The following is an 18,523-nucleotide window of genomic DNA, read 5'->3' as shown; positions in this document are numbered from 1 at the left end:
CCCGCTCACGGCGGCCGCGGCATCCGCTCGCGAAAAAGAACTCGAGAAATCCTTGCAATGCGTGATGTATGCGCATACACTCGCTCTAATGCGTGTGCAGGCCCCTGGCCTCCCACACACCCCGCACGGTCAAAGACGACACGAAGGAAGTTCCCCGCAATGAAGCACACGAGAGGGCGCCGCACACGCACGGTTTTCGCCGTAGCGACCGTCGCAGCCGTCCTGGCCACGAGCGCCTGCAGCATCGACGTTGACAGCAAGTCCGACAACACCGGCACCGAGGGCTCCATGCTCGTTGCCGCCGATAACGGATCCCCGACCTTTGAGAAGAACTTCAACCCCTTCTCCACGAGCAAACGCGTCACCGCGACGTACATGTACGAGCCGCTGCAGGTCGTCAACACCCTCGACGGCAAGTCGACCCCGTTTCTGGCGACCGGTTCAGAGCAGGTCGACGCGAAGACGCTGATCTACACGATCCGCGAGGGCGTGACCTGGTCAGACGGCACCGACTTCACGCCCGCCGACGTGCTCTTCACCTTCAACCTCATGAAGGAGGTTCCTGGCCTCGACAACAAGGGCGTCTGGCAGCACATCGAAAGCCTCGAGGTGGTCGACAACACCGTCGTCTTCCACCTGCTGGCCGAGGACGTGCCCGCCGCGTCGATCATCGACCAGCAGCTGATCGTGCCGGAGCACATCTGGGCCGATGTGGAAGACCCGCTCACCTTCACGAACGAAGACCCCATCGCGACCGGGCCGTACGTGCTCGGCGACTTCACCCCGAACCAGTACAAGCTCGCGAAGAACCAGGACTACTGGCAGGCCGACAAGGTCGCCGTCGAAGAGCTCATCCTGCCGGCCGCGAACAGCCAGCTCGACGTCGTCAACAACGGCTACGACTGGGCGTACGCCTTCATCACCGATGTCGAGGGCACCTGGGTCAACGCCAACCAGGAGCACAACGACTACTGGTTCCCGCCGGGAGGCACCATCGCCCTGGTACCGAACCTCACCAAGGCGCCCTACAACGACGTGAACTTTCGTGAAGGCCTGAGCCTCGCGCTCGACCGCGAGAAGATCGCCGACGACGCCGAGCAGGGCTACGTTGACGCCGCCGGCCAGAGCGGCCTGCTGCTTCCCAACCAGGAAGCCTGGCTCAGCGATGACCTCCCCGACGGCGGCGAGATCGCCCAGGACACGGATGCCGCCCTCGCGGCGTTCGAAGAGGCCGGTTACACGATGGACGGCGACAAGCTCGTCGATGCCTCCGGAACCCAGCTGGCGATCAACATCATGACCGCCAACGGCTACACCGACTGGCTGCAGGGCCTGCAGACCGTGCAGACCCAGCTCGGCGCCATCGGCATCGAGGTCACCCTCAGCCAGCCGCAGCCCGCCGCGTACCAGCAGTCCCTCGGCAACGGCGACTTCGACATGGCGATGACCGGCTTCGGCGGCACCGGCAGCGTGTTCCAGGACATGAACCTGCTGCTCAACAGCGAGTTCGCCACCCCGATCGGCACCACCACGACGGGTAACTTCGGCCGCTTCAGCGACCCGCAGACGGATGCCCTGCTCGCCGACCTGAAGGCCTCCACCGATGAGGCCGAGCAGAAGACCATTGCCGCTCAGCTGCAGCAGACCGTCTACGAGGAACTGCCCGTGATCAGCATGTTCTACGGCGGCCTCTGGGGTCTCTACTCCGACGAGAACTACACGGGCTGGCCCACCGAGGAAGACCCCTACGCGCCGCCGAACACGTACAACTCGACGCCGCTGCTGATTCTGACAAACCTCGAGAAGGCCAACTAACCCGTACGCTGACGGGCCCGCTCTCACGTGAGCGCGGGCCCACCCAGCGGGGCTCTTCGAGAAAGGTGCTGTCCCCGTGCGTTTCGTCCTCACTAAAATCGGCCTGCTGCTGCTCACCCTGTGGGCCGCCGTCACGCTGAACTTTCTGCTGCCCCGGCTGATGCCGGGATCGCCGGCGGATGCCGCCCTCGCCAAACTCGCCCAGAACGGCCCGGTCAGCCCCGCGACCAAGGCCGCCATCGAGGCGCAGCTCGGCGTACCGACCGGCAGCATGTTCGACCAGTACCTGCAGTACCTCGGCAACGTGGCCACCTTCGACTTCGGGGTCTCGTACACCTTCTTTCCGCAGCCCGTCGCCGGCCTCGTCGCCGCCGCTCTGCCGTGGACCCTCGTGCTCGTCGGCCTCGTCACGATCATCGCCTTCATCTTCGGCACCCTGCTCGGCGTGCTCGCCGCCTGGAAGCGCGGCACCTGGCTCGACACCCTGCCGACCGTCGGCGGCACCTTCGCGAGCGCGTTCCCCTACTTCTGGACCGCCCTGCTGTTGCTGTTCTTTCTCGGCTACGTCGCCGGCTGGTTTCCCACCAGCGGAGCCTACGGTCGCGGCACGACCCCCGAATTCAGCGCCGCCTTTCTGCTCGACGCGATCTACCACGCGATCCTGCCGGCGACCACGATTCTCATCACCTCGCTGGGCGGCTGGATCCTCGGCATGCGCAGCACCATGATCAACACCCTCGGTGACGACTACGTGACCTTTGCGGAAGCGAACGGACTCAAGCCCCGCACCGTGGCCATCCGCTACGCCGCCCGCAACGCGATTCTGCCGAACCTCACGAGCTTCGGGCTCGCGCTCGGAGGTGTCGTGGGCGGATCGCTGCTCGTGGAGCGGGTCTTCGCCTACCCCGGCGTGGGTTATCTGCTCTACACCGCCGTCACCAACCAGGACTTTCCGCTCATGCAGGCGCTCTTTCTGATCATCACGATCAGCGTGCTCCTGGCCAACTTCATTGTCGACATTCTGTACGGCATCCTGGACCCGAGGACGAGACGATGACCCTCACCGACAAAAGTCCTGACCAGAAGCCGGCGACGGATGTTGCCGGCCCGGCGCATCCGCTCGGCGTGCTCTGGCGGGCGGTCACCACGATCTGGAGCGTGCCGAAGGCCCGCATCGGCGTGGTCATGCTCGGCGTCTTCGTGCTGGGCGCCCTCTTCGCCCCGCTCATCGCGCCGTACAGCCCCACCAACAACGACTTCGGCCGCAGCGAGGACATGACCGCCGCGCACCTGCTCGGCACCACCGCCGCCGGCCAGGACGTGCTCTCCCAGGTCATTTACGGCGCCCGCGTCTCGGTGTTCGTCGGCTTCATCGCCGGTCTGTTCTCGACGATCATCGCCGTTCTGATCGGCCTCAGCTGGGGCTACCTGCGTAACAAGACGGCCGACGTGATCAACTTCATCGTCAACCTGTTCCTCGTGATTCCGGCGCTGCCGCTCATGATCGTGATCGCCGCCTACCTGCAAAACGGTGGCATCGGCATGATCATCCTCGTCGTCGTAATCACCGGCTGGGCCTGGGGCGCCCGAGTGCTGCGCTCGCAGACCCAGTCCCTGCGCTCACGGGACTTCGTGACCGCCGCGATCTTCAGCGGTGAAAGCTCGGGGCGCATCGTGTTCCGCGAGATTCTGCCGAACATGACCTCGCTCATCGTCGGCAGCTTCTTCGGTGCCGCGACCGCCGCCATTCTCGCCGAGGCCGGCCTGTCCTTTCTGGGACTCGGCGACTCCACCACGATCAGCTGGGGCACCATGCTGTTCTGGGCCCAGAACAGCAATGCGCTGCTCACCGGGCAGTGGATCCTGCTCTTCGCCCCCGGCCTGTGCATCTCCCTGCTCGCGACCTCGCTGAGCCTGATCAACTTCGGCGTCGACGGCCTCAGCAATCCGCGCCTGCGCGAAGGAGCGAAACGATGAGCGCCACCGATACCGAGGCCCCGGCCGCGACCCTGCTGAGCGTGCAGAACCTCTCCGTGGTCTACGAACCCACCGGCGGCGAGCCGGTGCACGCCGTCAGCGGCGCCACCTTCGACCTCGGCCGCGGCGATTTCGTGGGACTCGTCGGCGAGAGCGGCTCCGGAAAGTCGACGCTCGGTTTTGCACTGACCGGTCTCTCGAAGCCGCCGGCGCGGGTCGGCGGCGGCAGCATCCTCTTCAACGGCGTCGACATTGCCGGCATGAGCAGCGAAGACCTGCGCGTGCAGCGGCAGGGCGGCTTCGCGATGGTGCTGCAGTCGGGCATGAACGCGCTCAACCCGGTGCGCAGCATCCGCAACCACTTCTACGACATCTTCGCCGCGCACGGCCACATCGGCCGCGGCGAGCGTGAGGCCCGTGCCATCGAACTCGTCGGCAAGGTCGAACTGCCCGCCGGGGTACTCGACCGGTTCAGCGGGGAACTCAGCGGCGGGATGCGCCAGCGCGTGTCGATCGCCCTCGCCCTGTCGCTCGAACCCCAGCTGATGATCTTCGACGAGCCCACCACGGCCCTCGACGTGCTCGTGCAGCACGCCGTGATGAACACGATTCGCGAGTTGCAGAAGTCGGAGGGCTTCACCGCGGTGCTGATCAGCCACGACCTCGGCATGGTGCTCGAGGTCACCGAACGGGTCATGGTCATGCACAACGGACTGATCGTGGAAGACCGGCCGGCGGCCGACGTTCTCGCGTCGCCGCAGCATCCGTACACCCGCATGCTGCTCAGCCATTACGGCGACCCGCGGGCCGAGATCGTCGAGGTGCCCGGGCTCGCCGCCCGCGGACCCAAACGTGCCCCCGAGGTATCGCACCTGAAGACCGACTTCGTGCCGGTTTCCGCCGAGGCTCGCGCCCGGGCCGCCGGCACCGAGGGCGTGCAGCGCCGCGAGGGCCGCGCCGCCCGCGAGGCCATCGTCGTCAGCAACGTGTCGAAGATCTACCCGCCGCCGCGCCGCGGCGAGAAGCCCGTGCGGGCCGTGAACGATGTCTCCTTCACCCTCGAACCGGGGGCGTCGATGGCGCTCGTCGGTGCCAGCGGCAGCGGCAAGAGCACCATCGCGAAGATGATCACCGGCGTCGAACACCCCACGAGCGGCACCATTACCTTTGGTGATCTGCAGGTCGACCGCATCAAGCGTCGCTCACTGAAACGCCTGCACACCGAGGTGCAGATGGTGTTCCAGGACCCGTACTCGGCCCTGAACCCGCTGCACACCGTGGAATACACGCTGACCCGGCCGATCGTGAACTTCTCCAAACTGCGCGGCCGCGACGCCCGCCGCCGCATGCTCGAATTGCTCGAAACCGTGGGCCTGACCCCGGTGGAACAGTTCGCGGCCAGGCTGCCGCACCAGCTCTCCGGCGGGCAGCGGCAGCGCGTCGTCATCGCCCGGGCGCTCGCGAGCGACCCGCAGGTGATCATCGCCGACGAGCCGGTGTCGATGCTCGACGTGTCGCTCCGTGCCGGGGTGCTCGCCCTGCTCGACAGCCTGCGCGAGACCTGGGGCGTGAGCATGCTCTACATCACCCACGACCTGCTCTCGGCACGCCTGGTCACCGACCAGATCATGGTGCTCAATCAGGGAGCCGTCGTCGAAGAGGGGGCCACGGCATCCGTTCTGCAAAACCCGCGGGACGAATACACGATCCGGCTGCTCGACGCCATTCCGCACCCCACCACTCCCACGCCCGAACACAACTAAGGAACCCTATGCTTAACTTTCCCGAAGGATTCCTCTGGGGCGCCGCCACGGCCGCCCACCAGGTCGAAGGCAACAACACCAACAACGACTGGTGGGTCAAAGAGCACGCCCCCGGCACGACGATCGTCGAACCGAGCGGCGACGCCATGGACAGTTACCATCGCTACCGCGAAGACATGCGCCTGCTCGCCGACGCCGGCCTCACCTCGTACCGCTTCAGCCTCGAATGGAGCCGCATCGAACCAGAACCGGGCTTCGTCTCGCGCGCCGAAATCGACCACTACCGCCGCATGGTCGACACCGCCCGCGAATTCGGCCTCAACCCGGTGGTCTCGCTGCTGCACTTCACCGTTCCGCAGTGGATGTTCGAGCAGGGATTCTGGCGCAACCCCGACGCCGCGAACCTGTTCGCCCGGTTCACCGAGGCAGCCCTGCCGATCGTCAACGACGGCGTCGACTACGTCTGCACCATCAATGAGCCCAACATCGCCGCGATGCTCGCCGGCGGCGAGACCGCCGCGAACCTGGTCGCGTTCGGCCTGCCCCGGCCCGATCTGCAGGTAGCGGATGCCCTGCTCGCCGCCCACAAGGCCAGCCGCGAGGTGCTGGCCTCGGTCCCCGGCCTGAAGAGCGGCTGGACGGTTGCGACGCAGGCGTTCCACTCCACCGGCGAACCCGGCGCCGACGAGAAGCTGCGCGAATACGCCTACCCGAGCGACGACTGGTACCTCGAAAACGCCCGCGGCGACGATTTCATCGGCGTGCAGGCCTACACCCGCACCTTTATCGGCCCCGACGGCCCCATCCCGGTGCGCAGCGACGTCGAGACCACCCTCACGGGCTGGGAGTACTTCCCGCCGGCCCTCGAACTCGGCGTGCGCGCCGCCTGGGAGCTCACCGAGCACGTGCCCGTCTTCGTGACCGAGAACGGCATCGCGACCGCCGACGACAGCCGCCGCATCGACTACACCGACGGCGCCCTGCGCGGCCTGCACGCCGCGATCGAAGACGGCATCGAGGTCATCGGCTACGAGCACTGGAGCGCCCTCGACAACTACGAGTGGGCGAGCGGATTCCGCCCGACCTTCGGCCTCATCGCCGTCGACCGGGAGACATTCGTGCGCACCCCCAAGCCGAGCCTCGCCTGGCTCGGGGGGATCGCCCGCGCGAACGCCCTGCCCTAGTCTCCTCTGTCGCCGAACCGTGAGTTAAGCATCCGTTCTGACCCGAAATGGATGCTTAACTCACGGTTCGGCGAATCTCCGGATTTTTTCTCCGGACCACTTGACACCGTTCGGGAGCGGATTATTATTCTTTGTAGCTGGAGTCCCGAGTCAATAATTGTCGGCACTGACCCGAGAGGGATGGTGACCACGAGACCGGGGCTCCGGCCTTTTTGTGCCTCACTATGCCTCAGCTATCGGTCATTCTGCTCTAGAGGTCATTCTGGGCAAGCCAGGAGATCAGCACCCGTTGAAATTCCTCCGGATGCTCCAGACTCGGCAGGTGCGCGGTGTCGCGAAACGTGCATCCGCTGGCCAGGGGCACGGTCTCGAGCAGGTACTCGTACTGGGCCAACGCGGGCGTGATGTCGAACTCGCCGACCGTGATCAGGGCCGGCACCTCCAGGTCGATGACCCGGTCGACGGCCGGCGGATCCAGCGGTTCCGGCACCGGAGCCTCCCCGGCGTGAACGACGTTGCCCAGATTCAGCGTCTGCGCGGCCGCGACGAACGTCGGGTCGAGGTCGGCCGCGCGGCGCTGCGGACCGACCGCCCACAGCTCTACCTCGAGCCGGGCCAGCCTGGTCCAGTCGCCCGCATCGAAGGCCTCGTCGAGGGCGTCGAACAGGGCATCCTCGGCATCGGTCAGCTCGACCTCGGGAAACCCGCTCGGGCCGCCGCCGATGACCACGAGCCCGGTCACGCGTTCCGGGTGCTCGACGGCCACATCGATGGCAATCGACCCCCCGCGGGAACACCCGATGAGGGTCGCCGCGTCAACCCCGACGTGATCGAGCACCGCGAGGGCATCCGCTCGGTTGGAGAACCGCACATTCTGGGTCACCGTGTGGCCAAAACCGCGGGTGTCGTAGCGCACGACGAAGTGGTGCCGGGCGAGGGCGGTGATCTGGGGATCCCACATGCGCAGATTGGCGATGCCCGCGTGAATGAGCAGCAGCGCGGGCGCAGCCGGGTCGCCGTCGATCTCGTAGTACAGCTCGGCTCCCGCAACGTTGAGGTTCGGCATGGTCCGAGCGTAGTAGCGCTCGTCGCAACCGAGTAGGGCCCGCGGGCAAGAATTTCGTGCCTCGGCTTGTCGCTTAGGCTGAGTGAAATGGGTGGAGTACTGATCGGGTTCTCGATCATCGGGTTCGTGATCCTGGTGGGTTATCTCGTCGAGCGTTTCGGCGTGGCCGGGCCAGGCGCCGGCCGAGTGCTCAACCGCATGGCATTCTTCGTTGCGACGCCCGCACTGCTCTTCACCGTGCTCGTGCACTCCGACGTGCGCGTGCTATTCTCGTCATTCCTGGTGACCGTGCTCTGCAGCGTGCTGCTCGGCATGCTGCTCTATCTCGTGGTTTCGCGCATTTTCTTTCGTATGCCGGTTCCGGAATCTATGCTCGGGGCGACGTCGGCGACGTATGTGAACGCCAATAACATCGGTCTGCCGGTCGCCATCTACGTGCTCGGCAGCGCCCAGTATGTGGCGCCGGTGCTGCTTCTGCAGCTGCTGATCCTGGCGCCGATCACCCTCGCCGTGCTCGACATGACCACGAGCGGCAAGGTCTCGGTGCGGTCGATTCTCACCCAGCCGCTGCGCAATCCGATGATCATCGCATCCGTCGCCGGCGTGCTGCTGGCGACCCTGGAGGTGCCGGTCCCGGAGGCCGTGATGGCGCCGCTCGACCTGATCGGCGGGGCCGCGATTCCGATGGTGCTGATGTCTTTCGGCATGTCCCTGCACGGCCAGCGCCTGCTCGAGGCGGGCTCGGGTCGTGCTCAGGTCATCGTCGCGACGGTCATCAAGGTCGCCCTGATGCCGGTGATCGCGTACCTGTTCGGTCGTTTCGTCTTCGACCTCGACGCAGCGGAGCTGTTCGCCGTCGTGACCGTGTCGGCGTTGCCCACGGCCCAGAACATCTTCAACTTCGCTTCCCGGTACAACCGCGCGGTCGTGGCGACCCGGGACACGGTGCTGCTGACCACGCTCGCCTCGGTGCCCGCGCTCATTATCGTGGCGGCGCTGCTGGCGTAACGCGAGCCAGAACTAGTGCGGCGGGCGCTGCAGCCAGGGCCGCAGCATCCGCGTCACCCAGGGCAGAACGTAGTAGGCCATCAACGGGGTCAACACGAGCGTCGTCAGCAGCACCTTGAGCAGGGTGTTGAGGTCGCCCCAGCCCGGAACCAGCCAAGTGACGAGCAGCGTGAAAACAAGGTTGACCGGAAAGAAGCCCAGCCAGATGCTCACTGCCTGTTTCCACCGCGGCGGCGGCTGCAGTGCGGGCGCCCCCGGCTGCATGCCGTCGAACCAGCCCTCGATGCCGGTGCGTTTCTCGACGTGGGCGTCGAGCACGATGTCGGTGCCGGCCTCGAGCCATTCGGTACGCTCGTCGGAGTTCTCCCAGGCCTCGAGGCTGTCGCTGTTCGAGAAGCGGTAGAGCATGTTCCAGGTGGCGGAGTCCTCGCTGCCGCGCACCCAGCCCGACCCGAGAAAGCCCGGGTATTTGTGGGCCAGATTGATTCCGAACTGCACCCACTCGCTCGCCTCGGTGAACCGGGCGGGGTCGACGGTTCGGGTGATGGAAACGGTGACGGATGCTGACGCGGGCGGGGGTGACGCCGGGGTGAGCAGATCCGACTCTTGTGAAGTCATCCACTCAGTATCACGGAGCCGCCTACACGCCAGATGTCAACCGTGTCACGATCAGAAGCGCCGCGGATGACGAGCAGTTGCTAGAAGATCATCGGCCGGTCGTCGTCTTCATCAGCGGTGATCAGGTCGACGAGTACCGGAACGTGGTCGCTCGGGGCTTCACCCTTGCGCTCGTTGCGGTGGATGCTGGCATCCGTCACCTGTTCGGCGAAGGCGGGGGAGCCGAGGATGAAGTCGATGCGCATGCCCTCGTTGCGCGGAAACCGCAGGCGTTTGTAGTCCCAGAAGGTGAAGCCCTCCGGCACGAGTTCGCGCACCACGTCGGTCAGGCCGGCGCTCTCAAAGGCGTCGAAGGCATCGCGTTCGGGCTGGGAGATGTGCGTCGATTCGCCGGGTACGAAACTCGGGTCACCCATGTCCTCGTCGCGCGGCGCCACGTTCCAGTCGCCCATCAGCGCCAGGGCGAGCCGCGGGTTCGCGGCCAATTCGGCGCGGGCGTGCTCGCGCAGGGCGGCGAGCCAGTCGAGCTTGTAGGCGTAGTGCGGGTCGCCGAGCGCCCGGCCATTGGGCACGTAGAGGCTCCAGAGTCGCTGCTCGTTCACGGTCACGCCGAGCGCCCGGGCCTCAAGGGGCTGGTCCGGCCCTTCCTGGCCTTTCAGAAAGCCGGGCATGCCGGGGAAGCCGGTGACGACATCCGTCATCGGCAGCCGACTCGCGATCGCGACGCCGTTCCACTGGTTCAGCCCGTGGATGGCGAGTTCGTAGCCGGCGTCTTCGAAGGCCTGGGCCGGAAACTGCTCCGGCTTGCACTTGATCTCCTGCATCGCGAGCACGTCGACGTCTTCGCGCACCATCCAGTCCACAGTGCGATCGACGCGGGCACGGATGGAGTTGACGTTCCAGGTGGCAATACGCATGCACCCAGCCTATTCGGGGGCGGGCCGTTCGGGGACGGGCCGTTCGGGGACGGGCTGTTCGCGGACGCCGCCCTGATCGGACACGATAACCGGGTCAGTCGGTATGCTTGGGGTGGCGCGCAGGGCGCCGGGGAGCCAGGGGGCGCATGACCGGGGAACGCACACACTTATCGACGGCCCACGCGTTGTTGCCAGGGGCGGAGCTGCCGCCGGCACTCGCGGCGCACACCATCTGGTGCGACGACGTGGTTCCTGGCTCGCCAGCGAGGCTCGTGTTCGCGGTACACATCAACGGGCGGCGGGCACAGCTCGCCGCACTCGTGCTGGCCGCAACCATGCTCGGGCTGGGACTGGGATTTCCGGACTTCTTCATCGCTGGAGTGACCGTGGGCTGCGCCGCCGCCATCACCGCCCTGTCGCTGACCGATCGATTCGGCACCGGCTTTTACGCGGTCGACGAGGCTGGTGCTCTCGGACCGCGCATCGTCCATCCCGCACCCGACCGCACTGGACTCTCGCGTCGCCGCCTGCGTTGGTTCTGATCTCTGATCGAAGCGGATGCCGCGGGTCGGGTAACGAAGTCGGCCCGGCTCGTGTTGCGGTTAACTGGTGAGCACACGTTCACGGACCAGCGATCGACACCAGAAGGGTCATTCATGACGGAGTTGCAGATTGGCTACGCGGCCATGTTGGAGCAGTTCGCCCCCGCCGAGGCGGTGGCCCTCTCGGCCTACGCCGAAGAGCACGGCTTCAGCGGCGTCATGGCGGCCGACCACTTTCAGCCCTGGGTGCCGCAGCAGGGGCAGTCGAGCTTCGTCTGGAGCGTGCTCGCCGCGATCGCCGAGCGCACCACGGGTGACCTCGGCCCCGGCGTGACCGCCCCGACCTTTCGCTGGCATCCCGCGATGGTCGCCCAGGCCTCCGCGACCCTCGCGGCGATGTACCCGGGCCGGCACTGGCTCGGCCTCGGCTCGGGCGAAGCCCTCAACGAGCACATTGTGGGCGCCTACTGGCCCGAGGCCCCCGAGCGCATCAACCGCATGTTCGAGGCCATCGAGATCATCTCTAAGCTGTTCACCGGCTCGATCGCCGGCAAAGACGTGAAGCACTCCGGCCAGTTCTACAAGCTCGAGTCGACCCGGCTGTGGACGATGCCCGAGGTCGCCCCCGAGATTCTCGTCGCGACCGCCGGACCCGTCACGGCCAAGCGCGCGGGCCGCCACGCCGACGGCCTCATCACGGTCGGCGCCCCGCTCGAGAAGATCTCGATGCTCTTCGGCAAGTTCGATGACGGCGCCCGCGATGCCGGCAAGGACCCGTCCACGATGCCGAAGGTGCTGCAGCTGCACATGAGCTGGGCCGAGACCGACGAAGAAGCCATGAAGAACGCACTGCTCGAATGGCCGAACGGCGGCATGAAGTTTCCGAAGGGGGACATCCGCTCACCCTTCGAGTTCGAGCAGATCGCCAAGCTCGTGCGCCCCGAGGACTTCGAGGGCCGCATGATCATCTCGGCCGACCCCGACGAGCACCGAAAGTACATTCAGAAGTTCGTCGACCTCGGCTTCGACCGCATCTACCTGCACAACGTGGGCCGCAACCAGAAGCAGTGGATCGACGTCTTCGGCGCGCAGGTGCTGCCGAAGCTCGTTCGCTAGTGCCACTCAGCGTTTTCGCTCTCACGGGCTTGGGCGAGATCGCGGCGGGTGACGATCTCGCCGCCCTGATCGCGGATGCCGCGGCCGGCCTGCTGCAGGACGGCGACATTCTCGCCGTGACCAGCAAAATCGTCTCGAAGGCCGAGGGGCGCGCCGTCGCGGCCGCCGACCGCGAGCAGGCGATCACCGACGAGACCGTGCGGGTCGTGGCGAGTCGGGAGTATCCCGGCGGAGTCACCCGCATCGTCGAAAATCGACAGGGCCTCGTGATGGCCGCCGCCGGCGTCGACACCAGCAACGCGCCCGACGGGGTCGTGCTGCTGCTGCCGGTCGATCCGGATGCCTCCGCGCGCTCGCTGCTCGGTGCCCTGGTCGCGGCGACCGGCCTGCGCCTCGGCGTCGTCATCACCGACACCGCCGGCCGCCCCTGGCGTGAAGGCCAGACCGACATCGCGATCGGCGCCGCCGGCCTGCTCGTGCTCGATGACCTCCGCGGCCAGACGGATGCCTCCGGTCGCCGCCTCGAGGTCACGGTCGCCGCGGTCGGCGACGAGATCGCGGGAGCCGCCGACCTGGTCAAGGGCAAGACCAGCGGCAACCCCGTCGCCGTCGTGCGCGGGCTGGGGCAGTTGGTGGTAGCGCCGACGGATGCCGCGGCATCCGTCGGCGCCCGCGCCCTGCAGCGCCCGAGCGCCACCGACATGTTTCGCCTCGGAACCGCCGAGGCCTACGCCGAAGGTTTCGCCGCCGGCCAGACCGCCGGCCGGGCGCGCTGAGCCCCGCTCTGGCGCGGGAACACGACTTGCGGATGCCGTGGCACACCTTATTTACGCGGGCGCAGGTTCTACCTGCGCCCGCGTAACGAACCTGCGCCCGGCCTCGTGAGCGCTGCGGCGAGACCCGAAGCGCGACCTAGAGCGAGATCGTCAGCTTCTGAATCAGGCCGCTCTCGGCGTTCAGCTCGAACCGGTATTTGAGGTCGACGCTACGACCCGGAAAGTTGCCCTCGATGCGGTTGACCACGGTCACCGCGGTGTCGTCGCTCGTAATGCTCAGCTGCGTCGTCGTGTACTCGAACTCCGCGGCGGTGGCGGACAGCCACGTCGCAATGGCCGCCTGGCCGTTGTAGGTCTTGCCGTCATCCACGACGACGGCATCGTCGACGAAAGTGAGGGCGGCGGACTGCGGACGGGCGCTGACGCTGCGGTCGAGGTAGGTGACGATCGCGGTGGCCAGCACGGGGGACTGCGTGGCGACGGGCTCGGACGTGAGTGACGGTGACATGGGACCTCCTGGGCCGCTCATCTGAAAAATCGAGTCGACGGATGCGTGCGGCCGACCCTTGAGGGTACCGCGGTCGCCGCCCGCGCGGCGTTGCCCCACGTTGCGGGGGGTTGCGCGGCCGGCGCTGGTAGCGTTTTCTCATGGACGCAACGCTCGACGACAGGTCTAACCCGCAGTGAGCTGGGTGGTGGTCGTGCCGGTCAAGGGCAACCCGGGCGCCAAGACCCGACTCGAGGCGCTGCCGGAACGGGCGGCGCTCGCCGATGCATTCGCGCTCGACACCGTTGCTGCGCTGGTGGCGGCATCCACTGTCGAGCGGGTCGTCGTGGTGACGGCCGACGCCGCCCTGGGCGTCCGGCTGGCCGCGCTCGGCGCCGTGATTGTGCCCGAGACGCGTGCGGCGGGTGATCCGCTCAACGCCGCGATCGTTCAGGGGGCGGATGCCGCGCGCCGCCTGGCACCGACGGCCCACCTCGCCATCGTCACCGGCGACCTGCCCGCCCTCCGCAGCGATGATGTCGACCACGCCCTGCGCCTCGCCGCGAGGCACGAATGCTCGATGATGCCCGACGCGGAGGGGACGGGCACGACCATGCTGCTCGCGCGGGTCGGCGTCAGCCTCACCCCCCGGTTCGGGCTCGGATCCCGCGCCGCTCACGAGGCGGCCGGGCACGTGCCGCTCGAGGTGGCGGCGACCGCGAGCATCCGTCGTGATGTGGACACCCCCGCCGACCTCGAGGTGGCGCGAACGCTCGGCCTCGGCCCGCACACCGCCGCACTCCTGGCAGCGGATGCCCTCCCCGCCGGACAGCCCCGATGACGCTGGGCCGCTGCGTGCTCAAGGGGCCACTGTTGGCATCTCGCTGACGAGAAGCCAAAATATGCCCCTTGGGACACCCCGCGCCACCGCGAGACGCCAACATACGCCCCTTGGATCGAGTTCAAGGGGCCATTGTTGGCTTCTCGCTGCGTGCGGATACCCCGCAAGGGGCCATTGTTGGCGTCTCGCTGACGAGAAGCCAAAATATGCCCCTTGAGGGGGACGCGCCCGCCGCGAGTGGGCGCACATAGCTCCTTGAATTCGCATGGGGCCTTTTGAGCCCACTCGTGAGCGGGGCACGGGGTCACCTGCACCACCGCGCGTCAGAGTCTTCTCGCCGACGCTCGATGGCCACGAAAAGCACCCCGCGCATGCCATATTTGCGCCCTTGCTGTGCTCAAGTGCGCGCAGCTCGCTGCCGGTTCAGGGTTGGGGCACTGGGCTGAGGCCCGCCACCGCAAGCACCGCGGCGGCAAGGGCCCGCGTGGTGGCCGCGTCGTGCATCCACAGCGGCACGGCGACCGAGCGGATGCCGGCGGCCGCGAGCTCGGGCAGCGCCGCGGCATCCGTCTCATCAATCAGCCACGCATCGAGAATGCCGGAACCAGTACGCCCGCCATAGTGCAGCCCCACCGCCAGCGCACTCGTCTCCACGCCGATCGTGCGCAGGCAGGCATCGGCCATGCCCCGCACGGCCGCGCCGCCGATGATCGGCGATACCCCCACGACCCGCGCCGACGTGGCGGCCAGTGCCGCGCGGATGCCCGGAACAGCGAGGATCGTGCCGATCGACACGACCGGGTTCGAGGGCGGCAGCACCACCAGGTCGGCCTCGGATATCGCCGCGAGCACCCCGGGCGCTGGCACGGCGTCAGCGAGCCCCCGCTGCACGAACTCGGTCGCCTCAACGGCCGCCCGGTAGCGCACCCACCACTCCTCGAAGTGGATCAGCTCGCCCGCCCGGTGCTCGTCGGCATCCGCCTCAAGGCGCACATGCGTCTCGACGGGCTGGTCGCTCATCGGCAAAAGCCGCGCGCCGGGCTTCCAGCGCCGGCAGAGAAACTCGGTCGCCTGCGAGAGCGTCGATCCGGAGCGCAGCAGGTCGGTGCGCACGATGTGGGTCGCCAGGTCGAGGTCGCCGAGCGTGAACCACGACCAGCCGCGCCCGTACGCGGCGATCTCCGCAGAGGCCCGCCGGGTCTCCTCGGGCCGGCCCCAGCCCTGCTGTTCGTTGATGCCGCCGCCGAGCGTGTACATGACCGTGTCGAGGTCGGGGCAGATGCGCAGGCCGTCGAGCCACATGTCGTCGCCGGTGTTGACGATCACGGTGACGGATGCCCCCGGCTGAGTCTGCGCGAGTTCGGCCAGCAGTCCGCGGGTGAAGCGGGCGCCGCCGACGCCGCCGGCGAGCAGCACGATGTTCATGCCGACGCCGCCGCACGCATGGGTGCCACGGCGGTGCGCGGCGCCGAGAACACGATCACCGGATGTCCGTCACGGGGATGCTCGATGATGTCGCACTCGACCCCGTAGACCTCGCCGATGATCTCGGGCACGAGTACCTCGGCGGGGGTTCCGGCCGCGACGAGCTTTCCGTCCTGCAGCAGCAGGATGTGGTCGCAGAACGCGGCCGCGAGGTTGAGGTCGTGCAGCGCCATGATCGCGGTGGTCCCCAGGCCGCCGACCTGGCTCAGCAGCGAGAGCTGCGCGCTGACATCGAGGTGGTTGGTCGGTTCGTCGAGCAGCAGCAGGCTAGGCCGCTGGGCGAGTGCGCGGGCGATCTGCACGCGCTGCTGCTGGCCGCCGCTGAGGGTGTGCCACATCCGGTCGACGAGTTCACCGGCCCCGACGGCCGCGAGTGATTCGGCCGCGACGGCCCGGTCGTCATCGCCGCCGAAGGTGCCGAGCAGGCGGGTGCGGTGCGGAATGCGGCCGAGCAGCACGACATCCTCGACCGACAGGTCGACGCTCGGCGCGGTGTTCTGCTCGAGCAGCGCGATGCGCCGGGCCGCCTCCCGCCGCGGCATGGCACCGATCTCATCGCCGCCCAGGGTCACCGACCCCGAGGCCGGCGTGGCGAGCCCGCCGACGAGCCGCAACAGGGTGGACTTGCCCGCGCCGTTCGGCCCGAGCAGGCCGGTCACGGTTCCGGCGGCGACGGATGCGCTCACCCCCGCCAGAATGACCTGCTCGTCAATCGAGAAGCTCAGGTTCTCGATCACGACCCCCGCGGTTGACCCCGGTACTGCTACGACCATGCGGAGGACTTCTTTCTCTTGATCAGCACAATGAAGACCGGAACGCCGATGAAGGCGGTGATGATGCCCACCGGAAGTTCGCGCGGGTCGAAGATGGTGCGGGCGAGGGTGTCGGCCACGACGAGAAACAGGGCGCCGCAGACCGCGACGAGCGGCAGCAGCCGACGATGGCTCGGCCCGCTCAGGCCGCGCACGAGGTGGGGCAGAATCAGCCCGACGAAGCCGATCGCCCCGCTCACGGCGACCATCGCGCCGGTCAGCAGCGCTACCGAGCCGAGCAGCGCCCAGCGGGTCGCGTTCACGTTGATGCCGAGGCTCGCGGCGGCGGTGTCGCCGAACGCGAAGGCGTCGAGCCGGGTCGCGGCGAGCACCACGCCGGTACCGACGAGCGCGAGGGCCGTGCCGCTGATGATGACGCTGTTCCAGGTGGCACCGGCAACGGAGCCGAGCAGCCAGTTCAGAATCTCCCGGTAGGAATCACCCTTGGCCGACCAGAAGATGATGAACGAGGTTCCGGCGCCGGCGAGCTGGGCGATCGCGAGGCCGGCGAGTACCGCCCGCGCTGGCGTGATCGTGCCGCCGACCCTGGCGATGCTGAGCGTCGCGAAGAGCGCGGCGAGGGCGCCGAGAAACGCGGCGGCCGGCAGCGCGAAGCCGACACCGAGAATGACGACGCAGACCGCGCCGAGCGACGCGCCACTCGAGAGCCCGAGCAGGTACGGGTCGGCGAGCGGGTTGCGGGTGACGCTCTGCATGACCGCGCCGCTCACGGCCAACCCGGCACCGACGATCGCCGCCGTCAGCACCCGCGGCAGCCGCAGCTCCCAGACGATCGAGTCGATCAGCAGCGGCACCGCCCCGGAATCCGTGCCGGTTGCGCCCAGCCCCAGATGGCCCAGGATGCTGCCGCTCACCTGCGCGAGGCTCACATTCGCCGGTCCGATGGTCACCGCGAGCATCACGATCAGCACGAGGCCCACCACGGCGAGGGTGAGCGCGAGCAGAAATCGGGCGTGCGCGAGCGACCTCGTGGTGCGCGGCGCCCTGCCCGGTGCCTGCCGAATCGCCCGACCCATCATCGCCCTCAGTCCAGGTCGAATGCGGCGAGCTGGTCGATCGTCGACGCGGCGGCTTCCACATTGCGGATGCCTGCTTCGGTCGCCGCGAACGGCAGCACGATGTAGCGCTCGTTCAGCACAGCGTCGAGGTTCTGCGTTGCGGCGCTCGTTTCGAGGTTCGTGATCTTGTCGGCCGCGGTGTTCCAGGTGGCGTCAACGAGCACGATTACGTCGGGGTTCGCCTCGATGATCGACTCCCAGCCCACCGAACTCCAGGTGTCATGCACATCTTGGAATATGTTCGTGAGCCCAGCGGCCTGCATGATCATCGCGGGTGAACCTATGCCCGCACCGACATATGGTGTCGTTGTGCCGCTGGAATACCAGAGGGCGGTCGGAGACTCCGCAGTGTCGACGGGCGCGAGGGCGGCCAGGTCGGACTCGAGGCTCTGGACCAGCTCGGCCGCGGTATCCGTTGCCCCGAAGATGGCGCCGGCCTCCCTGATCTCGTCGAAGACCGTGTCGAAGGTGAGCGGGTCGGGCATGAAGTCACCCTTGCAGGCGGCGGGGGAGACGTAGCTGCCCACGCCGATCTCGGTCAGGGCCGACCGCTCACCGACGCCGTCGGCGGAGAAGTTCGACTCCCAGCCGCCGTAGACGAAATCGGGGGTCAGGCCGAGTGTGGCCTCGGGCCCGGGCACGAAGTCGCTGATCACGGTGAGGTCGGCGCCGGCGTCGGCGAGAGAGTCCGGCAGCGGGCCGTCGAGAAAGGCCGAACCCACAATGCGGTCGCCGAGTCCGAGCGCGAGCATCAACTCGGTCGTCGAAGACTTGATCGTCACGACGCGCTCCGGCGCGGCCGGCACGGTGACCTGCACACCACAGTTGCTCAGGGTCAGCGGATACCCCGCCTCCCGGGTCGCCACCTGGCCCTCGGGCGGCGAGCCCGGGTCAGTGGCGCAGCCGCTCAGCAACAGGGCCGAACCGGCAAGCAGGGCAAGAACGGTGCGCGCGCGGACAGAGCGACGTGTCATGAGACCTTTTCGAGTCAGAGGTGGTGCGGGCAGGTGCGGGACTGCTGCCCAAATCCAGGTCAG

18 protein-coding genes are annotated in these 18,523 nt (G+C 67.7%); 10 read left to right on the top strand and 8 right to left on the bottom strand.

Going from position 1 to position 18,523, the window contains the following annotated elements:
- The first annotated feature begins 159 nt into the window (after nucleotides 1–159).
- The 5 genes from E3T55_RS14245 to E3T55_RS14225 all read left to right on the top strand — a co-directional run bounded on the left by E3T55_RS14245 (nucleotide 160) and on the right by E3T55_RS14225 (nucleotide 6,739).
- A complete protein-coding gene (locus E3T55_RS14245) occupies nucleotides 160–1,815 on the top strand; it encodes an ABC transporter substrate-binding protein (RefSeq protein WP_134520231.1) in 1,656 nt (551 codons plus the stop codon).
- A gap of 76 nt (nucleotides 1,816–1,891) precedes the next feature.
- Nucleotides 1,892–2,872, top strand: a complete 981-nt coding sequence (locus E3T55_RS14240) for an ABC transporter permease (RefSeq protein ID WP_134520230.1) — start codon at nucleotides 1,892–1,894, stop codon at nucleotides 2,870–2,872.
- Nucleotides 2,869–3,792 carry an ABC transporter permease gene (locus E3T55_RS14235; protein WP_134520229.1) on the top strand — a complete coding sequence of 308 codons (924 nt, stop codon included), beginning with the start codon at nucleotides 2,869–2,871 and terminating at the stop codon, nucleotides 3,790–3,792. The genes E3T55_RS14240 and E3T55_RS14235 overlap by 4 nt, the downstream gene beginning before the upstream one ends.
- Nucleotides 3,789–5,555 carry an ABC transporter ATP-binding protein gene (locus tag E3T55_RS14230; RefSeq protein WP_134520228.1) on the top strand — a complete coding sequence of 589 codons (1,767 nt, stop codon included), beginning with the start codon at nucleotides 3,789–3,791 and terminating at the stop codon, nucleotides 5,553–5,555. The genes E3T55_RS14235 and E3T55_RS14230 overlap by 4 nt, the downstream gene beginning before the upstream one ends.
- Nucleotides 5,556–5,563: 8 nt before the next feature.
- On the top strand, nucleotides 5,564–6,739 hold the full coding sequence (locus E3T55_RS14225; RefSeq protein ID WP_134520227.1) for a glycoside hydrolase family 1 protein: 1,176 nt from the start codon (nucleotides 5,564–5,566) through the stop codon (nucleotides 6,737–6,739).
- Between the two features lie 250 nt (nucleotides 6,740–6,989).
- Here E3T55_RS14225 and E3T55_RS14220 read toward each other — a convergent pair whose 3' ends face one another.
- Nucleotides 6,990–7,805, bottom strand: a complete 816-nt coding sequence (locus E3T55_RS14220; RefSeq protein ID WP_134520226.1) for an alpha/beta fold hydrolase — start codon at nucleotides 7,803–7,805, stop codon at nucleotides 6,990–6,992.
- An 87-nt stretch (nucleotides 7,806–7,892) separates the two neighbouring features.
- On the opposite strand from E3T55_RS14220, the gene E3T55_RS14215 reads away from it, so the two are divergent.
- Entirely contained in the window at nucleotides 7,893–8,813 is a 921-nt protein-coding gene (locus E3T55_RS14215; RefSeq protein ID WP_134520225.1) for an AEC family transporter, read from the top strand.
- Between the two features lie 12 nt (nucleotides 8,814–8,825).
- On the opposite strand, the gene E3T55_RS14210 is transcribed toward E3T55_RS14215, so the two are convergent.
- The gene (locus E3T55_RS14210) at nucleotides 8,826–9,431 is read right to left on the bottom strand and encodes an antibiotic biosynthesis monooxygenase (protein WP_134520224.1); all 606 of its coding nucleotides are present in this window, start codon (nucleotides 9,429–9,431) and stop codon (nucleotides 8,826–8,828) included.
- Between the two features lie 80 nt (nucleotides 9,432–9,511).
- Nucleotides 9,512–10,348 carry an exodeoxyribonuclease III gene (locus tag E3T55_RS14205; protein WP_134520223.1) on the bottom strand — a complete coding sequence of 279 codons (837 nt, stop codon included), beginning with the start codon at nucleotides 10,346–10,348 and terminating at the stop codon, nucleotides 9,512–9,514.
- A 146-nt stretch (nucleotides 10,349–10,494) separates the two neighbouring features.
- On the opposite strand from E3T55_RS14205, the gene E3T55_RS14200 reads away from it, so the two are divergent.
- The 3 genes from E3T55_RS14200 (at nucleotide 10,495) to cofE (ending at nucleotide 12,782) form a co-directional block, all read left to right on the top strand.
- On the top strand, nucleotides 10,495–10,890 hold the full coding sequence (locus tag E3T55_RS14200; RefSeq protein WP_134520222.1) for a hypothetical protein: 396 nt from the start codon (nucleotides 10,495–10,497) through the stop codon (nucleotides 10,888–10,890).
- Between the two features lie 114 nt (nucleotides 10,891–11,004).
- The gene (locus E3T55_RS20465) at nucleotides 11,005–12,006 is read left to right on the top strand and encodes a TIGR03557 family F420-dependent LLM class oxidoreductase (RefSeq protein ID WP_174775472.1); all 1,002 of its coding nucleotides are present in this window, start codon (nucleotides 11,005–11,007) and stop codon (nucleotides 12,004–12,006) included.
- Nucleotides 12,006–12,782: a coenzyme F420-0:L-glutamate ligase gene (gene cofE, locus E3T55_RS14190; RefSeq protein ID WP_241993070.1), complete on the top strand. Its 777-nt coding sequence runs from the start codon at nucleotides 12,006–12,008 to the stop codon at nucleotides 12,780–12,782. Before E3T55_RS20465 ends, cofE begins: the two co-directional genes overlap by 1 nt.
- 136 nt (nucleotides 12,783–12,918) lie before the next feature.
- On the opposite strand, the gene E3T55_RS14185 is transcribed toward cofE, so the two are convergent.
- Nucleotides 12,919–13,290 carry a nuclear transport factor 2-like protein gene (locus E3T55_RS14185; protein ID WP_134520219.1) on the bottom strand — a complete coding sequence of 124 codons (372 nt, stop codon included), beginning with the start codon at nucleotides 13,288–13,290 and terminating at the stop codon, nucleotides 12,919–12,921.
- 175 nt (nucleotides 13,291–13,465) lie between these two features.
- Between E3T55_RS14185 and cofC the strand changes: the two genes are divergently transcribed.
- On the top strand, nucleotides 13,466–14,110 hold the full coding sequence (gene cofC / locus E3T55_RS14180) for a 2-phospho-L-lactate guanylyltransferase (protein ID WP_134520218.1): 645 nt from the start codon (nucleotides 13,466–13,468) through the stop codon (nucleotides 14,108–14,110).
- Nucleotides 14,111–14,533: 423 nt separating this feature from the next.
- Here cofC and cofD read toward each other — a convergent pair whose 3' ends face one another.
- From cofD to E3T55_RS14160, 4 genes are read right to left on the bottom strand one after another with little or no spacing between them, the layout of a single operon-like run.
- Nucleotides 14,534–15,535 carry a 2-phospho-L-lactate transferase gene (gene cofD, locus E3T55_RS14175; protein ID WP_134520217.1) on the bottom strand — a complete coding sequence of 334 codons (1,002 nt, stop codon included), beginning with the start codon at nucleotides 15,533–15,535 and terminating at the stop codon, nucleotides 14,534–14,536.
- A complete protein-coding gene (locus E3T55_RS14170) occupies nucleotides 15,532–16,368 on the bottom strand; it encodes an ABC transporter ATP-binding protein (protein ID WP_134520216.1) in 837 nt (278 codons plus the stop codon). The genes cofD and E3T55_RS14170 overlap by 4 nt, the downstream gene beginning before the upstream one ends.
- Nucleotides 16,359–17,447, bottom strand: a complete 1,089-nt coding sequence (locus E3T55_RS14165) for a putative F420-0 ABC transporter permease subunit (RefSeq protein ID WP_420898006.1) — start codon at nucleotides 17,445–17,447, stop codon at nucleotides 16,359–16,361. Before E3T55_RS14165 ends, E3T55_RS14170 begins: the two co-directional genes overlap by 10 nt.
- Before the next feature lie 5 nt (nucleotides 17,448–17,452).
- Nucleotides 17,453–18,460 carry a putative F420-0 ABC transporter substrate-binding protein gene (locus E3T55_RS14160; RefSeq protein ID WP_134520215.1) on the bottom strand — a complete coding sequence of 336 codons (1,008 nt, stop codon included), beginning with the start codon at nucleotides 18,458–18,460 and terminating at the stop codon, nucleotides 17,453–17,455.
- Nucleotides 18,461–18,523 lie beyond the last annotated feature (63 nt).

It is taken from the genome of Cryobacterium frigoriphilum (assembly GCF_004403305.1).
GTDB lineage: Bacteria > Actinomycetota > Actinomycetes > Actinomycetales > Microbacteriaceae > Cryobacterium > Cryobacterium frigoriphilum.
Note: the sequence above shows the minus strand (reverse complement) of the source record. Positions and strands in the feature narration are given on the sequence as shown.

What these genes read in the sequence shown, in the direction of transcription:
- E3T55_RS14215 (WP_134520225.1), top strand. Translation starts at nt 7,893, where the DNA reads ATGGGTGGAGTACTGATCGGGTTCTCGATCATCGGGTTCGTGATCCTG.
- E3T55_RS14210 (WP_134520224.1), bottom strand. Translation starts at nt 9,431, where the DNA reads ATGACTTCACAAGAGTCGGATCTGCTCACCCCGGCGTCACCCCCGCCC.
- E3T55_RS14220 (WP_134520226.1), bottom strand. Translation starts at nt 7,805, where the DNA reads ATGCCGAACCTCAACGTTGCGGGAGCCGAGCTGTACTACGAGATCGAC.
- E3T55_RS14205 (WP_134520223.1), bottom strand. Translation starts at nt 10,348, where the DNA reads ATGCGTATTGCCACCTGGAACGTCAACTCCATCCGTGCCCGCGTCGAT.
- E3T55_RS14165 (WP_420898006.1), bottom strand. Translation starts at nt 17,447, where the DNA reads ATGATGGGTCGGGCGATTCGGCAGGCACCGGGCAGGGCGCCGCGCACC.
- E3T55_RS14200 (WP_134520222.1), top strand. Translation starts at nt 10,495, where the DNA reads ATGACCGGGGAACGCACACACTTATCGACGGCCCACGCGTTGTTGCCA.
- E3T55_RS14225 (WP_134520227.1), top strand. Translation starts at nt 5,564, where the DNA reads ATGCTTAACTTTCCCGAAGGATTCCTCTGGGGCGCCGCCACGGCCGCC.
- E3T55_RS20465 (WP_174775472.1), top strand. Translation starts at nt 11,005, where the DNA reads ATGACGGAGTTGCAGATTGGCTACGCGGCCATGTTGGAGCAGTTCGCC.
- E3T55_RS14185 (WP_134520219.1), bottom strand. Translation starts at nt 13,290, where the DNA reads ATGTCACCGTCACTCACGTCCGAGCCCGTCGCCACGCAGTCCCCCGTG.
- E3T55_RS14170 (WP_134520216.1), bottom strand. Translation starts at nt 16,368, where the DNA reads ATGGTCGTAGCAGTACCGGGGTCAACCGCGGGGGTCGTGATCGAGAAC.
- cofD (WP_134520217.1), bottom strand. Translation starts at nt 15,535, where the DNA reads ATGAACATCGTGCTGCTCGCCGGCGGCGTCGGCGGCGCCCGCTTCACC.
- E3T55_RS14230 (WP_134520228.1), top strand. Translation starts at nt 3,789, where the DNA reads ATGAGCGCCACCGATACCGAGGCCCCGGCCGCGACCCTGCTGAGCGTG.
- E3T55_RS14245 (WP_134520231.1), top strand. Translation starts at nt 160, where the DNA reads ATGAAGCACACGAGAGGGCGCCGCACACGCACGGTTTTCGCCGTAGCG.
- E3T55_RS14235 (WP_134520229.1), top strand. Translation starts at nt 2,869, where the DNA reads ATGACCCTCACCGACAAAAGTCCTGACCAGAAGCCGGCGACGGATGTT.
- E3T55_RS14160 (WP_134520215.1), bottom strand. Translation starts at nt 18,460, where the DNA reads ATGACACGTCGCTCTGTCCGCGCGCGCACCGTTCTTGCCCTGCTTGCC.